Annotated in this window: 20 protein-coding genes; 7 read left to right on the top strand and 13 right to left on the bottom strand. The window is 66.8% G+C overall.

Annotated elements, in window-relative coordinates; all coding sequences use genetic code 11:
- Positions 1–244 precede the first annotated feature (244 nt).
- Together DM194_RS13265 and DM194_RS13270 are read left to right on the top strand one after the other, a co-directional pair.
- Positions 245–1552, top strand: coding sequence for a serine hydrolase domain-containing protein (locus DM194_RS13265; protein ID WP_111068083.1), 1308 nt, complete (start codon positions 245–247; stop codon positions 1550–1552).
- A gap of 69 nt (positions 1553–1621) precedes the next feature.
- Positions 1622–2158, top strand: a complete 537-nt coding sequence (locus DM194_RS13270; protein WP_111068084.1) for an HD domain-containing protein — start codon at positions 1622–1624, stop codon at positions 2156–2158.
- A gap of 30 nt (positions 2159–2188) precedes the next feature.
- Here the strand turns inward: DM194_RS13270 and DM194_RS13275 are convergent, their stop codons facing one another.
- From DM194_RS13275 to DM194_RS13295, 5 genes are all read right to left on the bottom strand, one after another.
- Positions 2189–3511: a sigma-54-dependent transcriptional regulator gene (locus DM194_RS13275; RefSeq protein ID WP_111068658.1), complete on the bottom strand. Its 1323-nt coding sequence runs from the start codon at positions 3509–3511 to the stop codon at positions 2189–2191.
- Positions 3512–3546: 35 nt separating this feature from the next.
- On the bottom strand, positions 3547–5382 hold the full coding sequence (locus tag DM194_RS13280; RefSeq protein WP_111068659.1) for a sensor histidine kinase: 1836 nt from the start codon (positions 5380–5382) through the stop codon (positions 3547–3549).
- Positions 5383–5483: 101 nt separating this feature from the next.
- Positions 5484–6803, bottom strand: a complete 1320-nt coding sequence (locus tag DM194_RS13285) for a dicarboxylate/amino acid:cation symporter (protein WP_111068085.1) — start codon at positions 6801–6803, stop codon at positions 5484–5486.
- A gap of 418 nt (positions 6804–7221) precedes the next feature.
- Positions 7222–7575, bottom strand: a complete 354-nt coding sequence (locus DM194_RS13290; protein ID WP_111068086.1) for a DUF1428 domain-containing protein — start codon at positions 7573–7575, stop codon at positions 7222–7224.
- A gap of 88 nt (positions 7576–7663) precedes the next feature.
- Entirely contained in the window at positions 7664–8233 is a 570-nt protein-coding gene (locus DM194_RS13295; RefSeq protein ID WP_162630029.1) for a dihydrofolate reductase family protein, read from the bottom strand.
- Between the two features lie 116 nt (positions 8234–8349).
- Between DM194_RS13295 and DM194_RS13300 the strand changes: the two genes are divergently transcribed.
- Positions 8350–8847, top strand: a complete 498-nt coding sequence (locus tag DM194_RS13300) for a winged helix-turn-helix transcriptional regulator (protein WP_111068088.1) — start codon at positions 8350–8352, stop codon at positions 8845–8847.
- 104 nt (positions 8848–8951) lie between these two features.
- On the opposite strand, the gene DM194_RS13305 is transcribed toward DM194_RS13300, so the two are convergent.
- The gene (locus DM194_RS13305) at positions 8952–9674 is read right to left on the bottom strand and encodes an MOSC domain-containing protein (RefSeq protein WP_111068660.1); all 723 of its coding nucleotides are present in this window, start codon (positions 9672–9674) and stop codon (positions 8952–8954) included.
- A gap of 332 nt (positions 9675–10006) precedes the next feature.
- Between DM194_RS13305 and DM194_RS13310 the strand changes: the two genes are divergently transcribed.
- Together DM194_RS13310 and DM194_RS13315 are read left to right on the top strand one after the other, a co-directional pair.
- A complete protein-coding gene (locus DM194_RS13310) occupies positions 10007–10336 on the top strand; it encodes a sigma-70 family RNA polymerase sigma factor (RefSeq protein WP_246024386.1) in 330 nt (109 codons plus the stop codon).
- 360 nt (positions 10337–10696) lie between these two features.
- Complete coding sequence (locus DM194_RS13315) at positions 10697–13036, top strand: Tex family protein (RefSeq protein WP_111068089.1); 2340 nt, start codon at positions 10697–10699, stop codon at positions 13034–13036.
- 155 nt (positions 13037–13191) lie between these two features.
- Here DM194_RS13315 and DM194_RS13320 read toward each other — a convergent pair whose 3' ends face one another.
- The 5 genes from DM194_RS13320 to DM194_RS13340 all read right to left on the bottom strand — a co-directional run bounded on the left by DM194_RS13320 (position 13192) and on the right by DM194_RS13340 (position 16664).
- Positions 13192–13452, bottom strand: a complete 261-nt coding sequence (locus DM194_RS13320; protein ID WP_111068090.1) for a hypothetical protein — start codon at positions 13450–13452, stop codon at positions 13192–13194.
- A gap of 33 nt (positions 13453–13485) precedes the next feature.
- Entirely contained in the window at positions 13486–13815 is a 330-nt protein-coding gene (locus DM194_RS13325) for a hypothetical protein (protein WP_111068091.1), read from the bottom strand.
- Between the two features lie 9 nt (positions 13816–13824).
- Positions 13825–14724, bottom strand: a complete 900-nt coding sequence (locus DM194_RS13330; protein ID WP_246024387.1) for a hypothetical protein — start codon at positions 14722–14724, stop codon at positions 13825–13827.
- Positions 14712–15710: a YqaJ viral recombinase family protein gene (locus DM194_RS13335; RefSeq protein ID WP_111068092.1), complete on the bottom strand. Its 999-nt coding sequence runs from the start codon at positions 15708–15710 to the stop codon at positions 14712–14714. Before DM194_RS13335 ends, DM194_RS13330 begins: the two co-directional genes overlap by 13 nt.
- 318 nt (positions 15711–16028) lie before the next feature.
- Complete coding sequence (locus tag DM194_RS13340; RefSeq protein WP_111068093.1) at positions 16029–16664, bottom strand: helix-turn-helix domain-containing protein; 636 nt, start codon at positions 16662–16664, stop codon at positions 16029–16031.
- Between the two features lie 178 nt (positions 16665–16842).
- Between DM194_RS13340 and DM194_RS13345 the strand changes: the two genes are divergently transcribed.
- Positions 16843–17163: a heavy metal-binding domain-containing protein gene (locus DM194_RS13345; RefSeq protein ID WP_111068094.1), complete on the top strand. Its 321-nt coding sequence runs from the start codon at positions 16843–16845 to the stop codon at positions 17161–17163.
- Positions 17164–17259: 96 nt separating this feature from the next.
- On the top strand, positions 17260–18474 hold the full coding sequence (locus tag DM194_RS13350) for an E22 family MetX-like putative esterase (RefSeq protein ID WP_111068095.1): 1215 nt from the start codon (positions 17260–17262) through the stop codon (positions 18472–18474).
- Positions 18475–18508: 34 nt separating this feature from the next.
- Here DM194_RS13350 and DM194_RS13355 read toward each other — a convergent pair whose 3' ends face one another.
- The gene (locus tag DM194_RS13355) at positions 18509–19036 is read right to left on the bottom strand and encodes a hypothetical protein (RefSeq protein ID WP_014188338.1); all 528 of its coding nucleotides are present in this window, start codon (positions 19034–19036) and stop codon (positions 18509–18511) included.
- 120 nt (positions 19037–19156) lie between these two features.
- On the bottom strand, positions 19157–20710 hold the full coding sequence (locus DM194_RS13360; protein ID WP_111068096.1) for a DHA2 family efflux MFS transporter permease subunit: 1554 nt from the start codon (positions 20708–20710) through the stop codon (positions 19157–19159).
- Between the last annotated feature and the right edge of the window lie 78 nt (positions 20711–20788).

Here is a 20788-nt window from a genome sequence, read left to right on the forward strand (position 1 = left end):
CGCCGGGTTTTCCGGGAAGAAGCGGCGCGATCCGCTTCCCCTGATCGTCTCGCGAAATCAACCGTACCAAAGCCTCCCTCTCTTCAGAGACCTTGAATAAGATCTCAGAAGCCGGGAAAATACTCTTTTCCTTTCTTGAGGGTCAAAACCTCCTGGCGTGTTGTTTTGTATTTATTTGATTGGAAATCGTCGAAACGGTTCTTCGCGAAGCGGTATCTTCCCCCGGTATTGAAGAGAGGGCCGTATGAACCGCCTGCTCATTGCGGCATTCGCCGCAACTTGGATGACCGGAGGCATAGCCATGGCCCAACAAAGCCAGCCTTTGTCCGCACAGGCTTCGGACCCGGGCATAATGGGTTGGATGCAGGGCTTTCCGCCCTCGCCGGAATTGACCATCCGTCCCGGGGATGCGGACTTCTTCACCTTTCCAAAGCTTCGCTGGACGGTCTGCCACTTCAGCCAGTTGATGCCCGTCGTCAATGTCGACCGGGGCCCGGAAGCGACGAGTTCCCTGCCTGAGGCCCTGGATCCGTCCATCGGGAAGATATCCTTCACGCCATTGAACGGCGGCGCGGACATGACCTGGGACGAGGCCTTCGATGTGAATTACAGCGACGGGGTGATCGTTCTGCATCGTGGACGGGTTGTGTATGAACGTTATGGCGGCTGCCTGGACCGCGATAGGCTGCATGCCGTGATGTCCGTCACCAAGAGCATCACCGGGTTGATGGCCGAGGCCTTGATCGCCGAAGGCCGGCTGGACGAGAACGCGCCGGTCGCCGCGCTCATCCCCGAGTTGCGGAACAGCGTCTTCGGCGATGCCACCGTTCGGCAGGTGCTGGAGATGACCACGGCACTGCAGTACTCCGAGGACTATTCCGACCCCAATGCGGATGTATGGACCTATTCGGCTGCAGGAAATGCCTTTCCCAAGCCGCCCGGCTATAGCGGACCCCGAAGCTATTACGAGGCGCTGCAGGGCATCCGGAAAAGCGGCACCCACGGAGAGGCCTTCGGATACAAGACGCCCAATGCCGATGTGGCAGGATGGCTCATCACGAAGGTGACGGGCCAATCGCTCTCCGAATACTTCGCGCAATCGGTCTGGTCGCGGTTGGGCCAGCGGCGGGAGGCATATTACACGGTCGACGCAATCGGCACCGCCTATGCGGGAGGGGGCTTCAACGCGACGCTGCGGGATATGGCACGCTTTGGACAGATGATCCTGGACGGAGGGAAGGCCGGCGGCAAACAGATCGTTCCCGAGGCCGCGATCGCACGCCTGCGAGCGGGCGGCGATCGGGAGAAGTTCGCGAGGGCAGGGTTCGCCCTGGAGGGATGGAGCTACCAATGCTTCTGGTGGATTACGAATGATGCCCACGGAAGCTTTACAGCGCGCGGCGTTCACGGTCAGACGATCTGGATCGACCCGACAGCCGAGATGGTCATCGTCCGTTTTGCCTCAAACCCGATCGCCTCCAACCCAGCCAACGATCCGACCTCGTTGCCGGCGTATCGAGCCGTGGCCCAGTACCTGATGACGCAAAGGTAATTCGCGCATTAAGCGCATTTTCGGCTCCGCGGCGATCCGTCGCCTGCCACGGGGCACGGAGGAAACCAGATGTCTGACAAGGACGACCTGATCACTGCGGCGCTGCGCTATGCGGCGACCCTGCATGAAGGCACCTTCCGTCCCGACCGGGCGCGCACGCCCTTCGTCGCGCACCTGTCGGAGACCGCCGAACTGGTGGCCCAGGCCGGCGGCGCTCCGGCGGAAATCGCCGCCGCCTGGCTCCATGACGCGGTCGAGGATGGGCTGACCAACATCGCCGAACTGGAAAACCGCTTCGGTCCGGAGGTCGCCAATCTCGTGGCCGCCGTCAGCGACGCGCCCGAGGTTGTCGGCCAGGGGATTGCCGAGCGCAAGGCGATCCAGGCCGCCCGCCTCGCCGCCGCGCCCGATGGGGCCAAGCGGATCAAGATGGCCGAGCAGATCTCGATCCTCAAGGCGCTGGCGGTCGAACGCCCGCTGTCCTGGAGCCCCGATCGTGCCGCCGCCTATATCGAGGGCTCCCGCCTCGTCGCGGCGGCCTGCGCCGACGCCAGCCCGCTGCTGGCCGAACGCTATGCCGCCGCCATGGCGGATGCCTTGCGCTGACCGGGCACCGGGAGTCTGAGGGCCGGTCGTTCATGACAGGCCGTATTTCCTGATCTTGTCGTGCAGCGTGGTCTTGGCGATCTGCAATTCCTCCGCTGCACGGGCGAGGCTGTGGCCGGTGCGGCGCAGTGTGTCGGCGATCAGCGCGCGTTCGAAGGCCTCCACCGCTTCGGCCAGCGGCCGGGCGGTCGCCGGGTGGGCGGAGGCGAAAGGCGGGAAGCCCTGTTCGATGCCCAGAACGCAGCGGTCGGCGACATTGTGCAACTCGCGCACATTGCCCGGCCAGTCATAGGCCATCAGCCGGCGCATCCGCTCGGCATCCGGCGGCGGCACCGGGCGACCGTGGCGGGCGGCGGCCTGCAGGACGAACTGCTCGAACAGCAGCGGGATGTCCTCGCGCCGCTCGCGCAGGGGCGGCAGTGGCAGGTTGGCGACGTTCAGGCGGTAATAGAGGTCGGCGCGGAACTGCCCGCGGTCGGCCAGCTCGCGCAAATCCACCTTGGTCGCGGCGATCACCCGGCAGTCGACATGGATCGGCGTGTTGGAGCCCAGCCGTTCCAGCGTGCGTTCCTGCAGGACGCGCAGGAACTTGATCTGCACCGGCATCGGCATGCTCTCGATCTCGTCGAGGAACAGTGTGCCGCCATTGGCATGCTCCACCTTGCCGATCCGGCGCTTGCCGGCCCCGGTGAAGGCACCGGCCTCATGCCCGAAGATCTCGCTGTCGATCAGGCTTTCCGGCAGGCCGCCGCAATTGATGGCGACGAAATTGCCGGCACGGCGCGGGCTGGCATCGTGCAGGCAACGCGCCGCCAGTTCCTTGCCGGAGCCGGTTTCGCCATGGATCAGCACGTCGGCGGCGGAGTTGGCGAGGTCGCCGATCAGCCGGCGCACCCGCTCCATCTGCGGCGATCCGCCGACCAGCCGCGCTTCGATGCTGTCGCGATTCTGCAGCCGGGCGCGCAGTTCGCGGACTTCCAGCGTCAGCCGCCGCTTCTCCAGCGCCCGGCGCACGACCTCGACCAGATAGTCGGGGGAGAAGGGCTTCTCGATGAAGTCGTGGGCGCCCAGCTTCATCGCCTGCACCGCCATCGACACGTCGCCGTGGCCGGTCATCAGCACCACCGGCAGATCCGGATCGGCCGCAAGCAGCGCCGAAAGCAGCTCCATGCCATCCATGCCCGGCAGGCGGATGTCGGTGACGACCACGCCGGGAAAGCCGTCGGCCACCAGCCGCCGCGCCTTTTCCGCGCTGTCCACCGCCTCGGTCGGGATGTCCTCCAACTCCAGCGCCTGCTGGCAGCCGAGGCTGACGTTCGGGTCGTCCTCGACGATCAAAGCCTTCAAGGGCATGGCCTTCAAGGGCAGGGCGTTCGGGGGCAGGGCGTTCAGGGCTGGGGCGGCAGAGTCGGACATGCGAGGTCTCCGGCCTGGACGGCGGACGGGTCGGACGGCAGGTCGGCGGCGGGAAGGTCGATGGTGAAGACCGCTCCGCCATCCGCGCCGTTCGCCCCGGTCAGGGTGCCGCCGAAGTCACGCACGATCCCGGCGGAGATAGCAAGCCCCAAGCCGAGCCCGCCGCCGCCCTCCCTGCTCCCGTCCTTCGCCTCCTTGGTGGTGAAGAAGGGTTCGAACAGGCGGGGCAGGACGTCTTCGGACAGGCCGGGGCCGTTGTCCGCCACCTGGATGCGCGTCCGGCCGTCCTCCGTCCACGCGGTGACGGTCAGTTTGCCGTCCCTCCGCCCGGCCAGCGCGTCGAGGCCGTTGGCGGCCAGATTGACCACCACCTGCTCCAGCCGGTTGGGGTCGCACAGTGCCGCCACACCCTCCGGCACCTCAAGCTGAACGGCGACGCCGGATCGACGCAGCCGCGGTTCCAGCAGGAACAGCGCATTGTCGATGGGCCGCCGCACCGCCACCGGGCGGGGGACGCCCGAGGATTTGCGGGCGAAGGATTTGAGCTGGCCGGTCAGGGCGCCCATGGTGTCCACCAGCTGGGCGATGCGCTCCAGATTGCCCCGGGCCGCGTCCAGGTTGCCGCGCTGCAGGAACTTGACCGTATTGCCGGACAGGGTGCGCAGCGCCGCCAGCGGCTGGTTCAGCTCATGGGCCAGCCCGGCGGAAAGCTGGCCGATCACCGCCAGCTTGCCGGCATGGACAAGCTCGTCCTGGGCGGCGCGCAGATTCCGGGTGCGTTCCTCCACCTTGCGCTCCAGTTCGCGCAGATGGCCGCGGCGCTGCACCCGCATCAGCAGCAGGATGCCGAGGAAGGCGCTGCCGACCGCCGCCAGCGCCGCGCGGGTCCAGGCCATGCCGGTGATCTCCGAGGCCGGCGACAGCACGGTCATCGTCCACCCCGTGCCCTGCAGCGGCGCCGTCTGGGCCAGGAAGCTGCCGCTGACCGGGAAAACCGCCGTTTCCGCCTCCCCATCCGCCGGGCGGGCGAGTTGGACCAGCTCCGCATCCGGGGCGATGCGGTTCAGCGGCGTCAGGCCCAGCGGCGACAGCGGACGGGCGTTGTATTGCAGGGTCCGGTCGAAATGCCGGTGCGCCTGCTCGTCCATCGTCCGCAGGGTGGTGAATGTCCAGGACGGGACCGAGGCGAGGATGACCACGCCGTTCTCGTCGCTGACGATGACCGGCGCCTCCACCGTCGACCAGGATTGCTCCAACTGCTCCAGGCTGACCTTCACCACCGCCACGCCGACGATGGCGCCGTTCTCCGCCAGCGGAGAGGACAGGTAATAGCCGGCCTCCCCCCGCGTGGTGCCGACGCCGAAGAAGCGGCCCTGGCGGCCGGCCATGGCCTCGATGAAATAGGGGCGGTAGGACAGATCCTCGCCGATGAAGCTGTCGGGGCGGCTCCAGTTGCTGGCGGCCACCACCCGGCCCTGGCGGTTCAGCACATAGATCGACAGGGTGCCTGCCCGCTCGTTCAGCATCTCCAGATAGCGGTTTACTGGCTGGGCCAGCGGCGCCCGTCCGGTCACGAGGTCGAGAACGTCGCGCTCCAGCCCCAGCGTGGCCGGGAAATAGGCGTATTTGTCGATCTGGCGCTCTAGGCTCTCGGCAGAGAGGTCGAGCCGGTGGCGCCCGGTCTCCCGCAGGGCGGCAAGCCCCATCGCCTCACTGATGCGGAATCCCGCCAGCCCGGCGAGCAGGGCCAGCCCGGCAATGACCGGCAGGAGAAGACCGATGGTGCGGAGGCGGCGTGCGATCGGCATGAAAAAGGCGGGCAGGGGCGGGGGCCGCCGCATCATAGCAGAATCCCCCCGCCCATTGCCCGCCCGCCTTGGTGGACTGTCCGTGTGGATCGCCGCCCCGCTTACTCCGCCGGAGCCGGGGTCGGGGCCGCGCCCAGGGCCGGGGCCGGGGTCGGCAACGGCGGTATGCCGGCGTCCGCCGCCTCTTCCGCCTCGTCCTCCTCGCCGATGGCGCCCTCCCACTTGGCGACGGCGCTGGTGGCGATGGCGTTGCCCAGCACGTTGGTGGCGGTGCGGCCCATGTCGAGGAAGTGGTCGATGCCCATGATCAGCAGCACGCCGGCCTCCGGCAGGTTGAACATCGGCAGCACTGCGGCGACCACGACCAGCGAGGAGCGCGGCACGCCGGCGATGCCCTTGCTCGACACCATCAGCACCAGAAGCATGACGATCTGCTGTTCCAGCGACAGCGGGATGCCATAGGCCTGGGCGATGAACAGCGCCGCGAAGCTCGTGTAGATCATCGAGCCGTCGAGGTTGAAGGAATAGCCGAGCGGCAGGACGAATCCGGTCACCCGCTCCTTCACGCCGAACGTTTTCAGCCCTTCCATCACGCGCGGATAGGCGGATTCGCTCGACGCGGTGGAGAAGCCCAGCAGGATCGGCTGGCGCATCGTCTTCACCAGACGGAAGACGTCGCCCTTCAGCACGAGGAAGCCGGCGAAGATCAGCGTCGCCCACAGCACCGCCAGCGTCAGGTAGAAGCTGCCCATGAACTTGCCGTAGACCGCCAGAACGCCCAGGCCCTGCGTCGTCACCACATTGGCCACGGCGGCGAAGACGCCGATGGGGGCGAAGCGCATGACATAGTCGGTGACCTTGAGCATCACCGGCACGACCTCTTCGATCGAGCGGGCGAGCAGGCCGGCCTTGGTGTCGCGCAGCTGGCCGATGGCGAGGCCGACGAAGACCGCGAAGATCAGGATCTGCAGGATCTCGTTGTTCGCCATCGCCTCGAAGAAATTGCGCGGGAAGACGTGGGTCAGGAAATCCTTCAGGTTCAGGGCGGAGGTCTTCAGTCCGGCGCTGGCCGCGGCATCGGGCAGCGGCACGGCGACATCGGCGCCCGGCTGCAGCAGGTTGGCGAAGATCAGCCCGATGACCAGCGAGGCGAAGGAAGCCATCACGAACCAGCCGATCGCCTTGCCGCCGATGCGGCCGACGGTGCGGCTGTCGCTTATGCCGGCCAGGCCGGCGACCAGGGTGGCGAAGATGAGGGGCGCGATGATCATCTTGATCAGGCGCAGGAAGATGTCCGTCACCATCGCGAAATAGCTGGCGATTTCCTTGGCGGCGGCCGGGTCGAACATGCTGTTGCAGACATAGCCGGTGACGATGCCCAGCAGCATGGCGACGATGATCAGCGTCGTCTGTTTGTTCATGGTCCTACTACCTCACCTTTCCCGCCCGCCTCACGCGCCGGCCGGGTCAACGGTCGATTGTGGCCGGGGGGCCGGGTGACGGAGCAGTCAGCCGGCGATGACGGGAAAACTCTCGAAAGCGCGCATGGGGTGGACCCCGCAACAGGCATCGGCCGGAACTCGGCGGCCGCCCGGCAGGTCGTGTGCGGTGCGCGTCATGGCAGGCATCGGATTTTTCGCTCCCTTGGTTCGAATCCGCCCCGCCTGCGCAGGACGCGACCCGTAAGGAGCAACCGGCGTGCCAGGGCCCGCCCTCGCCGGTCAGTCAGCTAAGTTGTTGGAACTATGAGGTTCTGTCGGCTGTCTGAACCGCCGCCGTTCGGATTTCCGAACGCGCCGTGCTGTGGGCGTTCGGAAACCCGTACGGGGCGGGGAGGTATCAGAGCTCCAGGAAGGGGCGGAAACCGCCGTGGATCATGCGCTTGCCGTCGAAGGGCATTTCGCCCATATCCTTCGACAGGCGGGGATCGGCCATGACCTTCGCGTTGATCGTGTCGCGGTCTTCGCGCGACTTGTAGAGGATCCAGGAGAAGACGACGATCTCGTCCTCGGTCGCCTGCACCGCGCGCGGAAAGGAAGTCAGTTCGCCATAAGGCACATCGTCGCCGACGCACTCGACGAAGGCGAGCGCGCCATGTTCCATCCAGATCGCGCCGGCCTTGCGGGCCAGCTCCTTGTAGGCGTCGAGCTTCTGTTTCGGCACGGGCAGGACGAATCCATCGACATAGGACATGATCGTCTCCTCTTTTGCAGCGTGACCTTGGACAGGATGGGGCAGGGCGGGGCGAACCCGCATTCGGGCGTCGCGGGCAGGGCTCCGTTCAGCCTCTGCGATAGTGAAGGATGACTGCACCGGTATCGAGCGGCTGGACTCCGGCCATCGTCAGAGCGACGCGGGGAATCCCGTCCTCGAACAGCCGCTTGCCGGAGCCGAGAAGGCCCGGTGTCACCATCAGGCGGTATTCATCGACGAGATCGAGCGCCATTATGCTGTTGGCGATCCCGGCGCCGCCGAACAGATAGAGGTCGCCGGCCACGCTGTCCTTCAGCCTGCCGACGGCGCCCGCGATGTCGTCGGAAACCAGCGTCCCGTTCCAGCCGGGATCCCCCGACAGCGTGCGCGAAAAGACGGTCTTGGGGAGCCGGTTCATCGTCGCGGCATAGGCGATGCCGGCGGCGGGGCTGTTCGGGTCGGTGTCGGCCGCGCTCCAGAACTCCTTGTTGAAGAGGAAATTCCTGCGGCCGTAGAGCAGGTGCCCGGCATTCCGCAGCGCCTGGCCGGACCAGTGCCGTTCCAGATCGTCGCTCCATACCGGAGGGACGAACTCGCCGTTGGCGCCCTCGATATAGCCGTCGACGCTGACGAACATCGACAGGACCAGCTTTGCCATTGCGTGCCTCCCCATTGGTTCGGTTTGCTCCACCGGCAATCCAGTTGCGTTTTGCAATCAGTTGCCATTAGGCCAGACCGTCCCTATTTTGCAAGCGGTTTTCGGAGGAGTTCCCGATGGGAGACAGGCACCGTTCCGGCTGTCCGATCAATCTGACGCTGGAGGTGCTGGGCGACCGCTGGAGCCTGATCGTCATCCGCGACATCATGTTCGGGAATCGCCGGCATTTTCGGGAGTTGCTGAGCCGGTCCCATGAGCAGATCGCGTCCAACATCCTGGCCGATCGGCTGAAGCGCCTGATGGAAGCCGGGTTGCTGACGAAGCGGGACGACCCGTCCCATCAGCAGAAGGCGATCTACAGCCTGACGGAAGCGGCGATTCAACTCGTGCCGCTGCTCGTGCATATGGGGGCCTGGGGCCGCCGGCATCGGCCGGTGACGCCGGAACTCGCCATCCGCGCCCAACTGCTGGAAGAGGGCGGGCCGCCGATGTGGGAAGCCTTGATGGATGAACTGCGCAGCCTGCATCTGGGGTCGCCGGTCAAAGGACCCTCGGTCCTCGCCGGCCTGCAGGCTGCGTATGAGAAAGTCGCCGCGGAACAGGGAATCCAGTGATACCGCCGAGCGTGGGTTCCGACTTACGCTCGGCGGTGAGGGACGCGACTGCGGCCCCGCAGGCCGGTGCCCGCGAAGGCAAGCGGCCGGACAGCCGCGCCAGCCTACCCGCCCAAACGCGATTTCCAGTCCTCGACCCTGCCGCTCTCCACCCGCCGCCGGGCGAGATCGCGCCAGCCGGGGGCGAGCGGCTCCAACTCCGCGATGCCCGCCAAGGTCCGGGTGTCGCCGGTGTCGTGATAGAAGGCGCGCAGGATGCGGGCCAGCGGCCAGTCGGGCAGGGGGCGCTCTACCAGCACGACACTGTCGCCGGCCGCGGCTAGGCCCGGTTCCAGAACCCGATAATACCAGCCGGTCCGTCCGGTGGCCTGCACCCGGCGCGCCATGTCCGCCACGCCGAAGCGGTGGTTCAGCTTCCAGCAGGGCTGGCGGCCCTGGCTGACCTGCAGCGTCGCCGTCCCGATGCGGAACACGTCGCCGACGCAGACCTCATCCTCTGTCAGCCCCAGCGTCGACAGATTCTCGCCGAAGGCCCCCACGGTGTCCAGCAAGGGAGCGGGGGCGGGCAGGTCGGCCCGCCATGCCGCGTAATGGTCGAACGGGTAATGGTGAACCGCCTTGTCCGGGCCGCCGTGATTGCGGAGATCGGCCTGCTCGTCGCCGGCAAGGCCAGTCGGCCCGATGGCAAGGGCGGCGTCGACCGGCTGTTTGCCGATGGCGCTGAGCGCTCCCGGCTTGCCGAACGGGACTGCCTTGCCGATCAGCACGGCCTTCAGCGTAGTGGATGCGGTCACGGCATTGATCGTCACGGGCGTCTCCGGTTTCATCGCCATTCCGGCGCTTTTGCAGTCACTTCCTTATCAGCTTTGGAATTCGCGCGTGAAGCCAGCCGCAAGGCGTCGGCGGTCATGGCTCGTCTGCATCGACAAGAGGGAGCGAGGCCGGATAGAACCTACCCCGCCTACACATAAAAACGCATAACCAAGCTTATGGAAATTATGTGTGCCGGGGCGGGGATCAGGGTAAATCCTGATCGGAGAATCACGGGATGCCCGCGCAGGGAGCCCGCACTTGCGGCGTATAAACCCGTGACGGCAACCGGGTGCGGGCGGAAGACGGCGTGGAGCCTACCGAAGAGACGGGCACGGACGAAGCCCTGATGGCGAACGCCGCAGTCGGCGACCGGAAAGCGTTTGGAACACTCACGCGCCGGCATCTGCGCCGCAGCATCGCCTTGGCCCAACGGGTGGTCGGGAACGCAGCCGACGCCGAGGAGGTCGCGCAGGACGCCTTCCTGCAGATCTGGGCCAACGCCGACCGCTGGCGCGGCGACGGAACCCGTTTCACGACCTGGCTTTACAGGATCGTGGTGAACCGGGCCATCGACTATAAGCGGCGGCGCAGCTTCGCTCCGCTGGACGATGCCGGCGAGATCGCCGATCCGGCCTGGAGTGCCGAAACGGTGATCGACGGCATCTTCCGGGGGTAAGGCCGGGGCGGCATGTCCGTTCCGGCCCTTTTCTTGCCCGCGGGTCCGTCCCGGCATCCCGTCAGACAAAAAAGAAAGGGCGGCCCCGCGATATCACCGCCGGGCCGCCCGTAGTTTGGTTCGGGAGGAAACGCAACCAAGTTGCAAGCAAAGGTATAGGTCAGGCATGGTTAACGGCAGGTGAAGGGACGTTGAAAAACGCCGGCTACCACCTTTTTGCGAAAGCTGCGGCAAAACACCTCCGCTTCAGCTTCCGCGGTTCCGGCTCTCTGCCGAAAGGGTGGGGTGGCGCCGCCCTGCCCCGTCGCGCTATGACAGACGCCCTTTCTTGTCGTCACCAGTCCGCAGGATCCCTGCCTCATGCTGTCCATCAGCCAGCGCATCGCCGACGAACTGTCGGTCCGCGAGTCCCAGGTCGCTTCCGCCATCGCCATGCTCGACGAGGGGTCGACCGTCCCCTTCATCGCGCGCTACCGCAAGGAGGCGACCGGCGGCCTGGACGACACCCAGCTCCGCAGCCTTGAGGAGCGGCTGGGCTATCTGCGGGAGCTGGAGGACCGCCGCGCCAGCATCCTGTCGACCATCCAGGAACAGGGCAAGCTGACGCCCGAGCTGGAACTCCAGATCAAGCAGGCGGACACCAAGACCCGGCTGGAGGATCTCTACCTCCCCTACAAGCAGAAGCGCCGCACCAAGGCCCAGATCGCCCGCGAGGCCGGGCTGGAGCCGCTGGCCGACGCGCTGCTGACCGACCCGAAGAAGCAGCCGGAGTCCGAGGCCGCCGCCTTCGTCAATGCCGACAAGGGTGTTGCCGACGTAAAGGCCGCGCTGGACGGCGCCCGCCATATTCTGGTGGAACGCTTCGGCGAGGATGCCGAGCTGGTCGGCCGCCTGCGCACCGCCATGGCGGAGAAGGGCGTCGTCACCTCCAAGGTGATCGAGGAGAAGAAGGCCGAGGGCGCCAAGTTCTCCGATTATTTCGACTTCTCGGAGAACTGGTCGAAGCTGCCGTCGCACCGGGCGCTGGCGCTGTTCCGCGGCCGTGCCCAGGGCGTGCTCGACATCCGCCTGGCTCTGCCGGTCGAAGAGGGCCAGCCGCACCCGGCGGAGGGCACCATCGCCGCCCATACCGGCATCCGTGACCAGGGCCGCCCGGCCGACAAATGGCTGTCCGACGTGGTGCGCTGGACTTGGAAGCTGAAGATTGGTCCGCATATCGAGACCGACCTGATGGGCACCTTGCGCGAGCGGGCGGAGGATGAGGCGATCCGCGTCTTCGCCCGCAACCTGCACGACCTGCTGCTGGCCGCCCCGGCCGGCCAGCGCGCCACCATCGGGCTCGATCCCGGCATCCGCACCGGCGTGAAGGTCGCCGTCGTCGATTCCACCGGCAAACTGGTGGAGACGACGACGATCTACCCGCACCCGCCGCGCAACGACTGGGACGGCTCCATCGCCGTTCTGGCCGCGCTGGCGGCCCGTCACAAGGTGGAGCTGATCTCCATCGGCAACGGCACCGCCTCGCGCGAGACCGACAAGCTGGCCGCCGACCTGATGAAGCGCCATCCCGAGCTGTCCCTGACCAAGCTGGTGGTCAGCGAGGCCGGCGCGTCGGTCTATTCGGCGTCGGAAACCGCGGCGCACGAATTCCCCAACCTGGACGTCAGCCTGCGCGGCGCCGTTTCCATCGCACGGCGCCTGCAGGATCCGCTGGCCGAGCTGGTGAAGATCGAGCCGAAGTCGATCGGCGTCGGCCAGTACCAGCATGACGTCGCCGGCGGCAAGCTGGCCCGCTCGCTGGACGCGGTGGTCGAGGATTGCGTAAACGCGGTCGGCGTCGATCTCAACACCGCGTCGATCCCGCTGCTGACCCGCGTGTCGGGCCTGAACGAGACCATCGCCCGCAACATCGTCGAGCATCGCGACCGCAACGGCGCCTTCCGCTCGCGCAAGCAGCTGCTCGACGTTGCGCGGCTGGGGCCGAAGACCTTCGAGCAGGCCGCCGGCTTCCTGCGCATCCGCGACGGCGAGAATCCGCTCGACGGCTCGGCGGTCCACCCGGAGGCCTATCCGGTGGTGCAGCGCATCGTGAAGACCACCGGCCGGGATCTCGGCAGCGTCATCGGCGACGCCCGTTTCCTGCGCGGCCTGAATGCGGAGGAGTTCACCGACGAGCGGTTCGGCGTCCCCACCGTCGAGGACATCATCAAGGAGCTGGAGAAGCCCGGCCGCGACCCGCGTCCGGAGTTCAAGACCGCCACCTTCAAGGAGGGCGTGGAGGAGTTGAAGCATCTCCAGCCCGGCATGATGCTGGAGGGCGTCGTCACCAACGTCACCGCCTTCGGCGCCTTCGTCGACATCGGCGTCCACCAGGACGGGTTGGTTCACATCTCCCAGCTTGCCAACAGCTTCGTGAAGGATCCCCACACGGTGGTGAAGGCCGGCGACGTCGTGAAGGTGAAGGTGCTGGAGGTCGACATTCCCCGCAAGCGCATCGCCCTGACCATGCGCATGGGCGAGGAGGCGCCGCGTCCGGCGCGACGGGAGGAGCAGCGTGGGCCGTCACGTCCGCAGCAGCAGGATCGCCGTGCGGCGGCGCCCGCGGCCAAGGCCGCGCCGAAGCCGGCAAAGGCGCCGGAGCCGGTCAACAGCGCCTTCGCCGAGGCGTTCGCCAGGGCGCAGTCGGGCAAGAAGAAGTAAGCGTGACGGGGACTTGGCCCCCACCTATCCTCCCGCCGCTGGGCGGGGGGAGGGTTAGGGAGGGGGCAAACGCGGCATCCACTCCCAAAAAAAGTCCCCTCGTCCGCGGGGGGGACGAGGGGACGAAGGCCGATGGCTTGGCCGTTACGGGGATGTCATTCGGCGGCCATCAGCACCGGAGCCTCGTCCCGCACCCCGTTCTCCGCCACATAGCGGTCCAGCGCGTCGAGGCATTCGTTGAGGGTTCCGGAACCGACCGCGCGGCAGTCCTCGAAGGCGTGCGGTTCGGGGCGGAACCAATAGGTGATGTAGCATTCCTCGCGCCCGTCCAGGCTGAGGGTGAGGGCGAAGCGGCCCTCGCGCCCCATACGGGCTTGAGCGGCGCGCAGACGCGCCTGGACCTCTTCTATCGTCATGATCTGATATCCTTCCCGTGATGCCGCCTGCGGTCAGGCGGCGTGGGCGAGCTTCCCGTCTTCCGAATCCGAGTCTTCCAACCGTCGAGCCCAGTCGATGTCACGCGCCAGCGAGTCGACGAGGACATGGGCCGCCTCCGCCGTTTCCGCCGGGGTATCGGACCGCAGCAGTCCCGACAGGCGCATCGCCAGAGTCTCGGCCTCCGCCTCCACCCAGCGGGCGTAGTGGCGGCGGCGCTGCCCAGGGTTCCAGTACCAGCGCGGCAGTTGGGCGTTGGCGCGTTCGAACTCGCCTTCCCAGGCGCTCATGCGGAAAAGACCGCTGGGCGACCGGTCGCCGGTGTCATGAGTCGTCTGGTTCATGGCGTTCCGTCAGGCGGCTTCCCGCCCGTCCTCTTCCTCACGCTTCAGAATCTCGGCCTTCTTCTGGGCGAACAGGCCGGTGATGCGATGCTGCGCGGCGCGGTCGACGCTGCCGATCTCGCGCAGGCGGCTGCCGACGCCGGAGCGCCAGACCTCTTCCAGGTCGTCCAGATCCAGGCAGGCCCCCAGGCGGCGCTTCACTTCCGCCTCGAAGGCTTCGACGGCGGCGGGCTGCAGATCCGGGTTGGACTTGGCGGCATAGAAGGCCTCCGACTCCTCCCGGTACTTGCTGTCGTCGAACTGACCCATATAGACGTCGGCGGCCAGACCCAGCTGCAGCAGGCATTTGCCGACCGCGTCGGTCATCGACATCTTGAAGCACTCGTCGTCCGGCATCTCCATGCCGTTGCGGCGGCGGACCATTTCGGTCCCGCCCCACTGCGGGCCGGTGAAGCACTTCTCCTTGGTTTCCGGGTCGATGTACCAGACGCGGGCGCAGATGAAGATCATCCGCTCCGCGATGGTCCAATCGACCTGCTCATAGCCCCAGCCCTTGCCGATCGGGCCGAACACCTCCGTCATCATCTGGAAGCGCCAGGTCGGGTCGATCTGAGTTCCGCGGAAGCCGCCGGAGCGGGTGAAGGGCTTGGTCGCCTTCGGGTCGGTGCGCTTCAGCCGGTTCCACAGGAACATGGTGTCGATGCGCTGCGGCTCCGCCGCCCGGCCGCCGCCGGCGGACCCCTTGGACCCCTGGGAGCCGCGGCTGCCGCCGGATTTCGGTTCGACCGGGGTGGTTTCCGTCACGTTGGACTCGGGTGCGCCGGATTCTGCCGTGCTGGATTCGCTCATGCTGGATTCGGCGGCTTCGGTTTCGGCGACGACGTGGTCGGTCTTGCTCATGCGTCCCATGATTTGGGTCCTTCTTGTCCAAACGTTTCGGCTCTCCCCTCACCCCAGCCGGCGGTCAGCACTGCTTCCAGGCTGAATTCCGCCGCGTTCGGGTCAGCGGAGGGGCTCCAGGATTGCGCGTCGGCCAGGGCGCGGCGCGGCGGTGCGCCATAGCGCAGGCTGAGCCGGCCCTCGCGGTCGCGCGCGAGATAGAGGGCGCCGGATCGGCCATCCGCCCGGCCATCCTCGCTGTCGGCCGCCCGGTCGACCGTGACGAAGGCGATGCGGGCGTCTTCGGGCATCAGCGCCTTCAGGGCGGCTTCGTCCTCCTTCACCTCCAGCGCCACCGCCCGGTTGGCGACCAGCCGGTCGGCCAGTGCCCGGAAACGGTTGTGCCGGCCCATGTCGAAGACGCGACCGTTCTCATAGGACGGGCCGTCCACCGGCAGCGGGTCCGAAGGCTCGACGTCGTTGACGACATGCCACCAGAAGGCTTCCAGCGTCTCCACCAGCCGTTCGATGTCGTCCGGCCGGCGTTCCACCGTCACCAGGCTGTGGCCGGTCGGGCGCAGGATCGACAGCAGCGCGCGGTCCAGCCCCACCACCTCCAGCTGATGCTGGATCTGCCAGTGGTAGCGGCGGGCGAGGTCGGCATCGCTCTGGAAGCCGCTGTTGAACTTCGCCTCCACGATGGTGTCGAGCGGACCACCGGATTCGCTGCCGGTCAGGAAGTCGGGGTGCGCCACCATCCAATCATGTTCGGCATGGCGGTAGGTGTCGGGTGCGGCCACGCAGGGAATCCCGGTGGCATGGGTGACGAAGCGCGGATGTAGATGTTCGGTGGCGATGCCGATCTGAACGGCGGCGACGAGGTCGAGGTCATCGGGTTCGACCCGGCCGGTCTTCTCGCGCCACAGCGCCAGCCAGTCGCCGGCCATCACGCGCGTGGCGTCCGACGAGCCGATCCGCCCTGCCCGCAATTCCCGCTGTGCCTGAGTGATCGCCATGCTGCCCCGACATCTCCGGTTCCGGCCCCGAAAGGCCGCCCTTCCGGCTTCTGAAGCGTGACCGCCGCTGCGATATTGCAGCTTGGCTTCCGGTACGCCTGGCCGGACCCTGAATATGGGATGCGAACACGCAGCTTTCAAGAACAAAACGTGAACCTTTGGCTTGGCCGTAGACCAGCGCAAAGTCCTGGAAACGCGCTATATTTGGTGTCTTCCGGCGAGAGTCGTCACAAGTCAAAACGGATGGAGTAGAGGCGTCCGTTTTTGCGAGTCCTGGATGCCTGGAACGCCTGCCGCGACTCGTGCCGCAGCAGGTTTTTACATGCGAAGCGCCCGCACGACGTGAACGGCGACTCCGGCGACATGGGCGCGGTCGATTGCCGTCGGGCGGCAATCGGGATCGGTCGAAACCGGCATCAGGTGCGGCGGGAAGAAGCGGTATCCGCAGATGGTGCCCTCCCCCACCGTCACCACCACGTCGCCGGTCTGCGGCGTCAGCACGTCCAGCGGTTCCAGCACCACGCAGTCGCGCGGCAGCACGCCGGCGGCATCCAGGCTCTTGGACAGGATACGCAGCGCGAAGGCGCGGCGGGAGGTCCGGCCGTCCATGGCGACCGACGAGGCACCCTGCTTCAGCGCGCCTTCCAGGAACGCCTCCCCCGCCCGCCTGCCGAGGTCGAGGAAGATGTGGGCCTGCTCCAGGGTCAGCACCGGCACGCGGGAGACCGGGGCATAGGCATGGTCGTCGAGGAAGCGCGGCTCCGATCCGGCGACGCGGGCGAGCCGGACCAGCGTGTCGGCGCTGGGTACGCTGCCCATGACGGGATCGCGCAGGAACCGGGTCAGGTTGGTGGCGGTGACGCCGGCCAGCCTTGCCCAGCCGCCGGCACTCCAGCCCTTCGCCTCCATCACGCCGGTCATCCAGCGCAGGATGGCGCGCCGCGTGTCGTCCATCGTTCTCCCCCTAACCTGCCCTCTCGCCCCCCGGCGACCTATCTTGTCCTACACGGTACGGACGGGGTGGGGGAAGGCGCGATGGGCTAGGCCCCCATGCGAATTCGCAGTGCCGCCTTGGACTCCGCCGTAAAGGCCCCATCTGTGCGGCATCGAAACCGTCAGGGGAAACGCGATCATGATCGTCACCAGCACCGATTCCGTGGAAGGCCGTCAGGTCGCCCAGTATCTGGGCATCGTCGCCGGCGAGGCGATCATGGGCGTGAACGTGTTCCGCGACCTGTTCTCCTCCGTGCGCGACATCGTCGGCGGCCGGGCCGGCGGCTATCAGGCGGCCCTGCGCGAGGCGCGCGAGGCGGCCTTCGCCGACATGCAGGAGGCGGCGCGGTCGGTCGGCGCCGACGCCATCGTCGGGGTGGACGTCGATTACGAGGTTCTGGGCAAGGAGAACGGCATGCTGATGGTGTCGGTCAACGGCACCGCCGTCCGCCTGCGCTGACGGCGCACTAACCTTAAGCGTCAGCGAAGCCGTCTGGACAGACGCATGCCCATGGGTAGACTGCCCGTCCAGCAAATAATATGGAGGGGGTTGCCCATGCCTCGGGTTGTCCGCGGGTCCACCTGGTCCGCACGTCTCGGCGGGCTTGCCATCGCCGCATGCCTGTTCGGCGCGTTGCCGGCGCTGGCGATGGATGGCATCGTCGAAAAGAAGGTCTTCGAGATGCCGTCCTACACCACCGTCGGCGGCGGGACGATCAAGAACGTCCGCATCGGCTGGGAAAGCTACGGCAAGCTGAACGAGGCGAAGGACAACGCCATCCTCATCACCCATTTCTTCAGCGGCAACAGCCACGCCGCCGGGAAATACAAGCCGGAGGATGCGGCGCCCGGCTATTGGGACAGCATCATCGGTCCGGGCAAGCCTCTGGACACCGACAAATACTTCATCATCAGCTCCGACACGCTGGTGAACCTGTCGCCCAAGGATCCCACCGTCGTCACCACCGGCCCGGCCAGCATCAACCCGGACACCGGCAAGCCCTATGGCATGAGCTTCCCCATCGTCACCATCAAGGATTTCGTCAATGTCCAGAAGGCGCTGATCGACAGCCTGGGCATCAAGTCCCTGCAGGCGGTGATGGGCGGCTCGATGGGTTCGCTCCAGGCCTTCGAATGGGCGGCGGACCACCCGGACATGGTCAAGCGCGTCATCGCGGTCATCGGCGGGCCGGAGGCCGACCCGTTCCTGATCGGCTGGCTGAACCTGTGGGCGGCGCCGATCAAGCTCGACCCCAACTGGAACAACGGCGACTATTACGGCAAGGCCGAGCCGAAGGCCGGACTGACCGAGGCGCTGAAGCTGGTCACCCTGCACGCCCGCCACTGGAAATGGGCCGACGCCGCCTTCGGCCGCAAATGGGCGGAAGAGGGCAAGGATCCGAAGGCCGCGATGGGCAACCAGTACGCCATCGAAGCCTGGCTGGACAAGGCCGCGTCCAGCCGCGCCGCGGTCAGCGACGCCAACCACTTCCTCTATCTGGTGAAGGCCAACCAGACCTTCGTCACCGGCAACGGCCCGTCGCTCGAGGATGGCTTGGCCAAGATCAAGGCGCCGGTGCTGCTGATCCCGTCCGCCGACGATCTCGTCTTCCCGCCCGACCGCACCATGCGCCCGCTGAAGGAGCGTCTGGAAAAGCAGGGCAACACGGTGGAGTACAGCGAGGCGATCACCTCCACCCTGGGGCATCTGGACGGTGTGGCGAACATCGCCAAGGCGGGGGATACGATCTCGCAGTTTCTGGCGAAGTGAGTGGTGTCAGGGGGGCAATGGAAACCCGGCCCCCCTACTCCCCGCTGACCGGTGCCCCGCGGAAGTTCAGCAGGCTCGGCGCCTTGTCGATGATCTCCTCCAGAATCAGCGAGGCCGTCTCCAGCTCCCGCTCAAGCTCCGGGCCGAGCTTGCCGGCATAGTTGGGGCGCCGCAGTTTTTCCGCCGCGTCGTGCAGGCTGCGCAACTCCGCGACGAAGATCTCGCGGGCGCCCATCGGCAGGATCGGATTGGCCGACAGCACGAAGAAGAATCGCATGCTGGCGCGCACCAGCAGGGCCAGCATGACGGTGTCCAGCTTCTCGAACTGGTCGCGCAAATCGTCGGACCGCGCATCGACCAGATTGCGCATGCGCTGCTCGATCAGAATCACCAGGGCCTGGAATTCGCCGACCTTGTCGCGGAAGTCACGATAGGCGCCGAAGCTGTGCTTGCTCGCCTCATGCTCCGCCAACTGGGCCAGTTTTGAGGCTTCGCGGCACTGGCGCTCCAGGGCGCCCAGCAGTTCCTTGACCTCGGCTCGGGTGTATTGGCGCTTGCTCATGGGGCTCGGCGGGGGCTCGGCGGAATTCGGACGGGCGGTACAACGATCCGTCATGCTATAGCACAACCCATGCGCGGCAACCTATGCCGCTCGCGCGTCCGCGCCGATAATCCGCGCCGATCAATGGTCCGACTTCACCGGCCCGCCCGGCCGCCGCACCAGCGGCATGAACAGCAGCGCGCCGAAGAACACCGCCGACATCATCAGCATGGCGTCGTTGAAGGTCAGGATCAGCGCCTCGCGCTGGACCAGCCCGACCAGCCGGGCCATCGCCGCGGCGGTCGGATCGGCGACCAGCCCGTCGAAGCGCTGGCTGAGAGTGTCGACCATCTGCTGCACCTCCGGCCGGGCGAGGTTCACGTTGTCGCCAAGGCGGTTCAGGTGCAGGGCGTTGCGGTCGGTCATCACCGTGTTGATCGCCGCCAGCCCGATGGCGCCGCCCAGGTTGCGCATCAGGTTGTACAGACCCGACGCGTTCTTCAGCTTGTCCGGCGGCAGGGTGCCCAGAGCCACGCTGTTGATCGGGATGAAGCACAGCATCAGCGACATGCCGCGCACCGCCTGCGGCAGGAACAGTTCCCAGAACCCGGTCTCGGCGGTGAAGTGGCTGTTCATCCAGACGCCGCTGCCGAACAGGATCAGCCCCAGCGCCAGCATCGCGCGCAGGTCCATCCGCTTCGACAGGGCGCCGGCGATGGGGGCGGACAGGAACTGGAAGGCGCCGGTCACGAACATGATGGTGCCGATCTGCAGGCTGTTCAGGCCGCGCACGCGGGCCAGGAACAGCGGCTGTAGATAGACCGACCCGTAAAGCCCGATGCCGAGGATGAAGCTGTAGAGCGACCCGATGGCGAAGTTGCGGTCGGCGAAGGCCCTAAGCTCCACGATGGGATTTCGGTAGGACAGCACCCGCCAGAAGAATCCGATGCCGCCGACCGCCGCCACCACGGCAAGCGCCAGGATCGCCTCGTCGTCGAACCAGTCGTTGCGCGGCCCCTCCTCCACCACATATTCCAGGCAGCCCAGGAATACGGCCATCAGCAGCAGGCCGATGAAGTCGAAGCCCTTGCGCAGTGCGGGGTTCGGCCGATCCACGTCCACCAGCAGCCAGACCAGCGAGGTCACGACGATGCCGGGGATCACATTGGCCAGGAACAGCCAGTGCCAGGACATGTGCTGGGTCAGATAGCCGCCCAGCGTCGGGCCGATGGTGGGCGCCATGGTGGCGACAAGGCCCATCATCACCGACACGCCGGCCCGCTTTTCCGGCGGGAAGATCGTGAAGCTGGTGGCGAAGACCGTCGGGATCATCGCGCCGCCGATGAAGCCCTGGAGCGCGCGCCAGACGATCATCGTTTCGATGCTGCCGGCGAAGGCGCAGGCGACGCTGGTCAGGGTGAAACCGGCGGCGGCCACGGTGAACAGCACGCGGGTGGACATGATGCGCGACAGGATGCCCGACAGCGGGATCATCACGACCTCCGCGATCAGGTAGGAGGTCTGCACCCACGAGATCTCGTCGGCGCTGGCCGCCAGCCCCGCCTGGATTTCCGACAGAGAGCTTGAGACGATCTGGATGTCCAGGATCGCCATGAACATGCCGACGACCATCGCGAAGAAACCGACGATGTCGCGCGTGGTGAGCGGGCGCATGCCCTGGGCCGGAATCGCCATGGAACCGCTGCCTTCGGTCGCGGCCGACGGAATCCCGCCCCGGGATGGCTCCGGCCAATGGTCGCCTGGGTGTTGGTG

The sequence above is a fragment of the Azospirillum ramasamyi genome (genome assembly GCF_003233655.1).
GTDB classification, from domain to species: Bacteria; Pseudomonadota; Alphaproteobacteria; order Azospirillales; family Azospirillaceae; genus Azospirillum; species Azospirillum ramasamyi.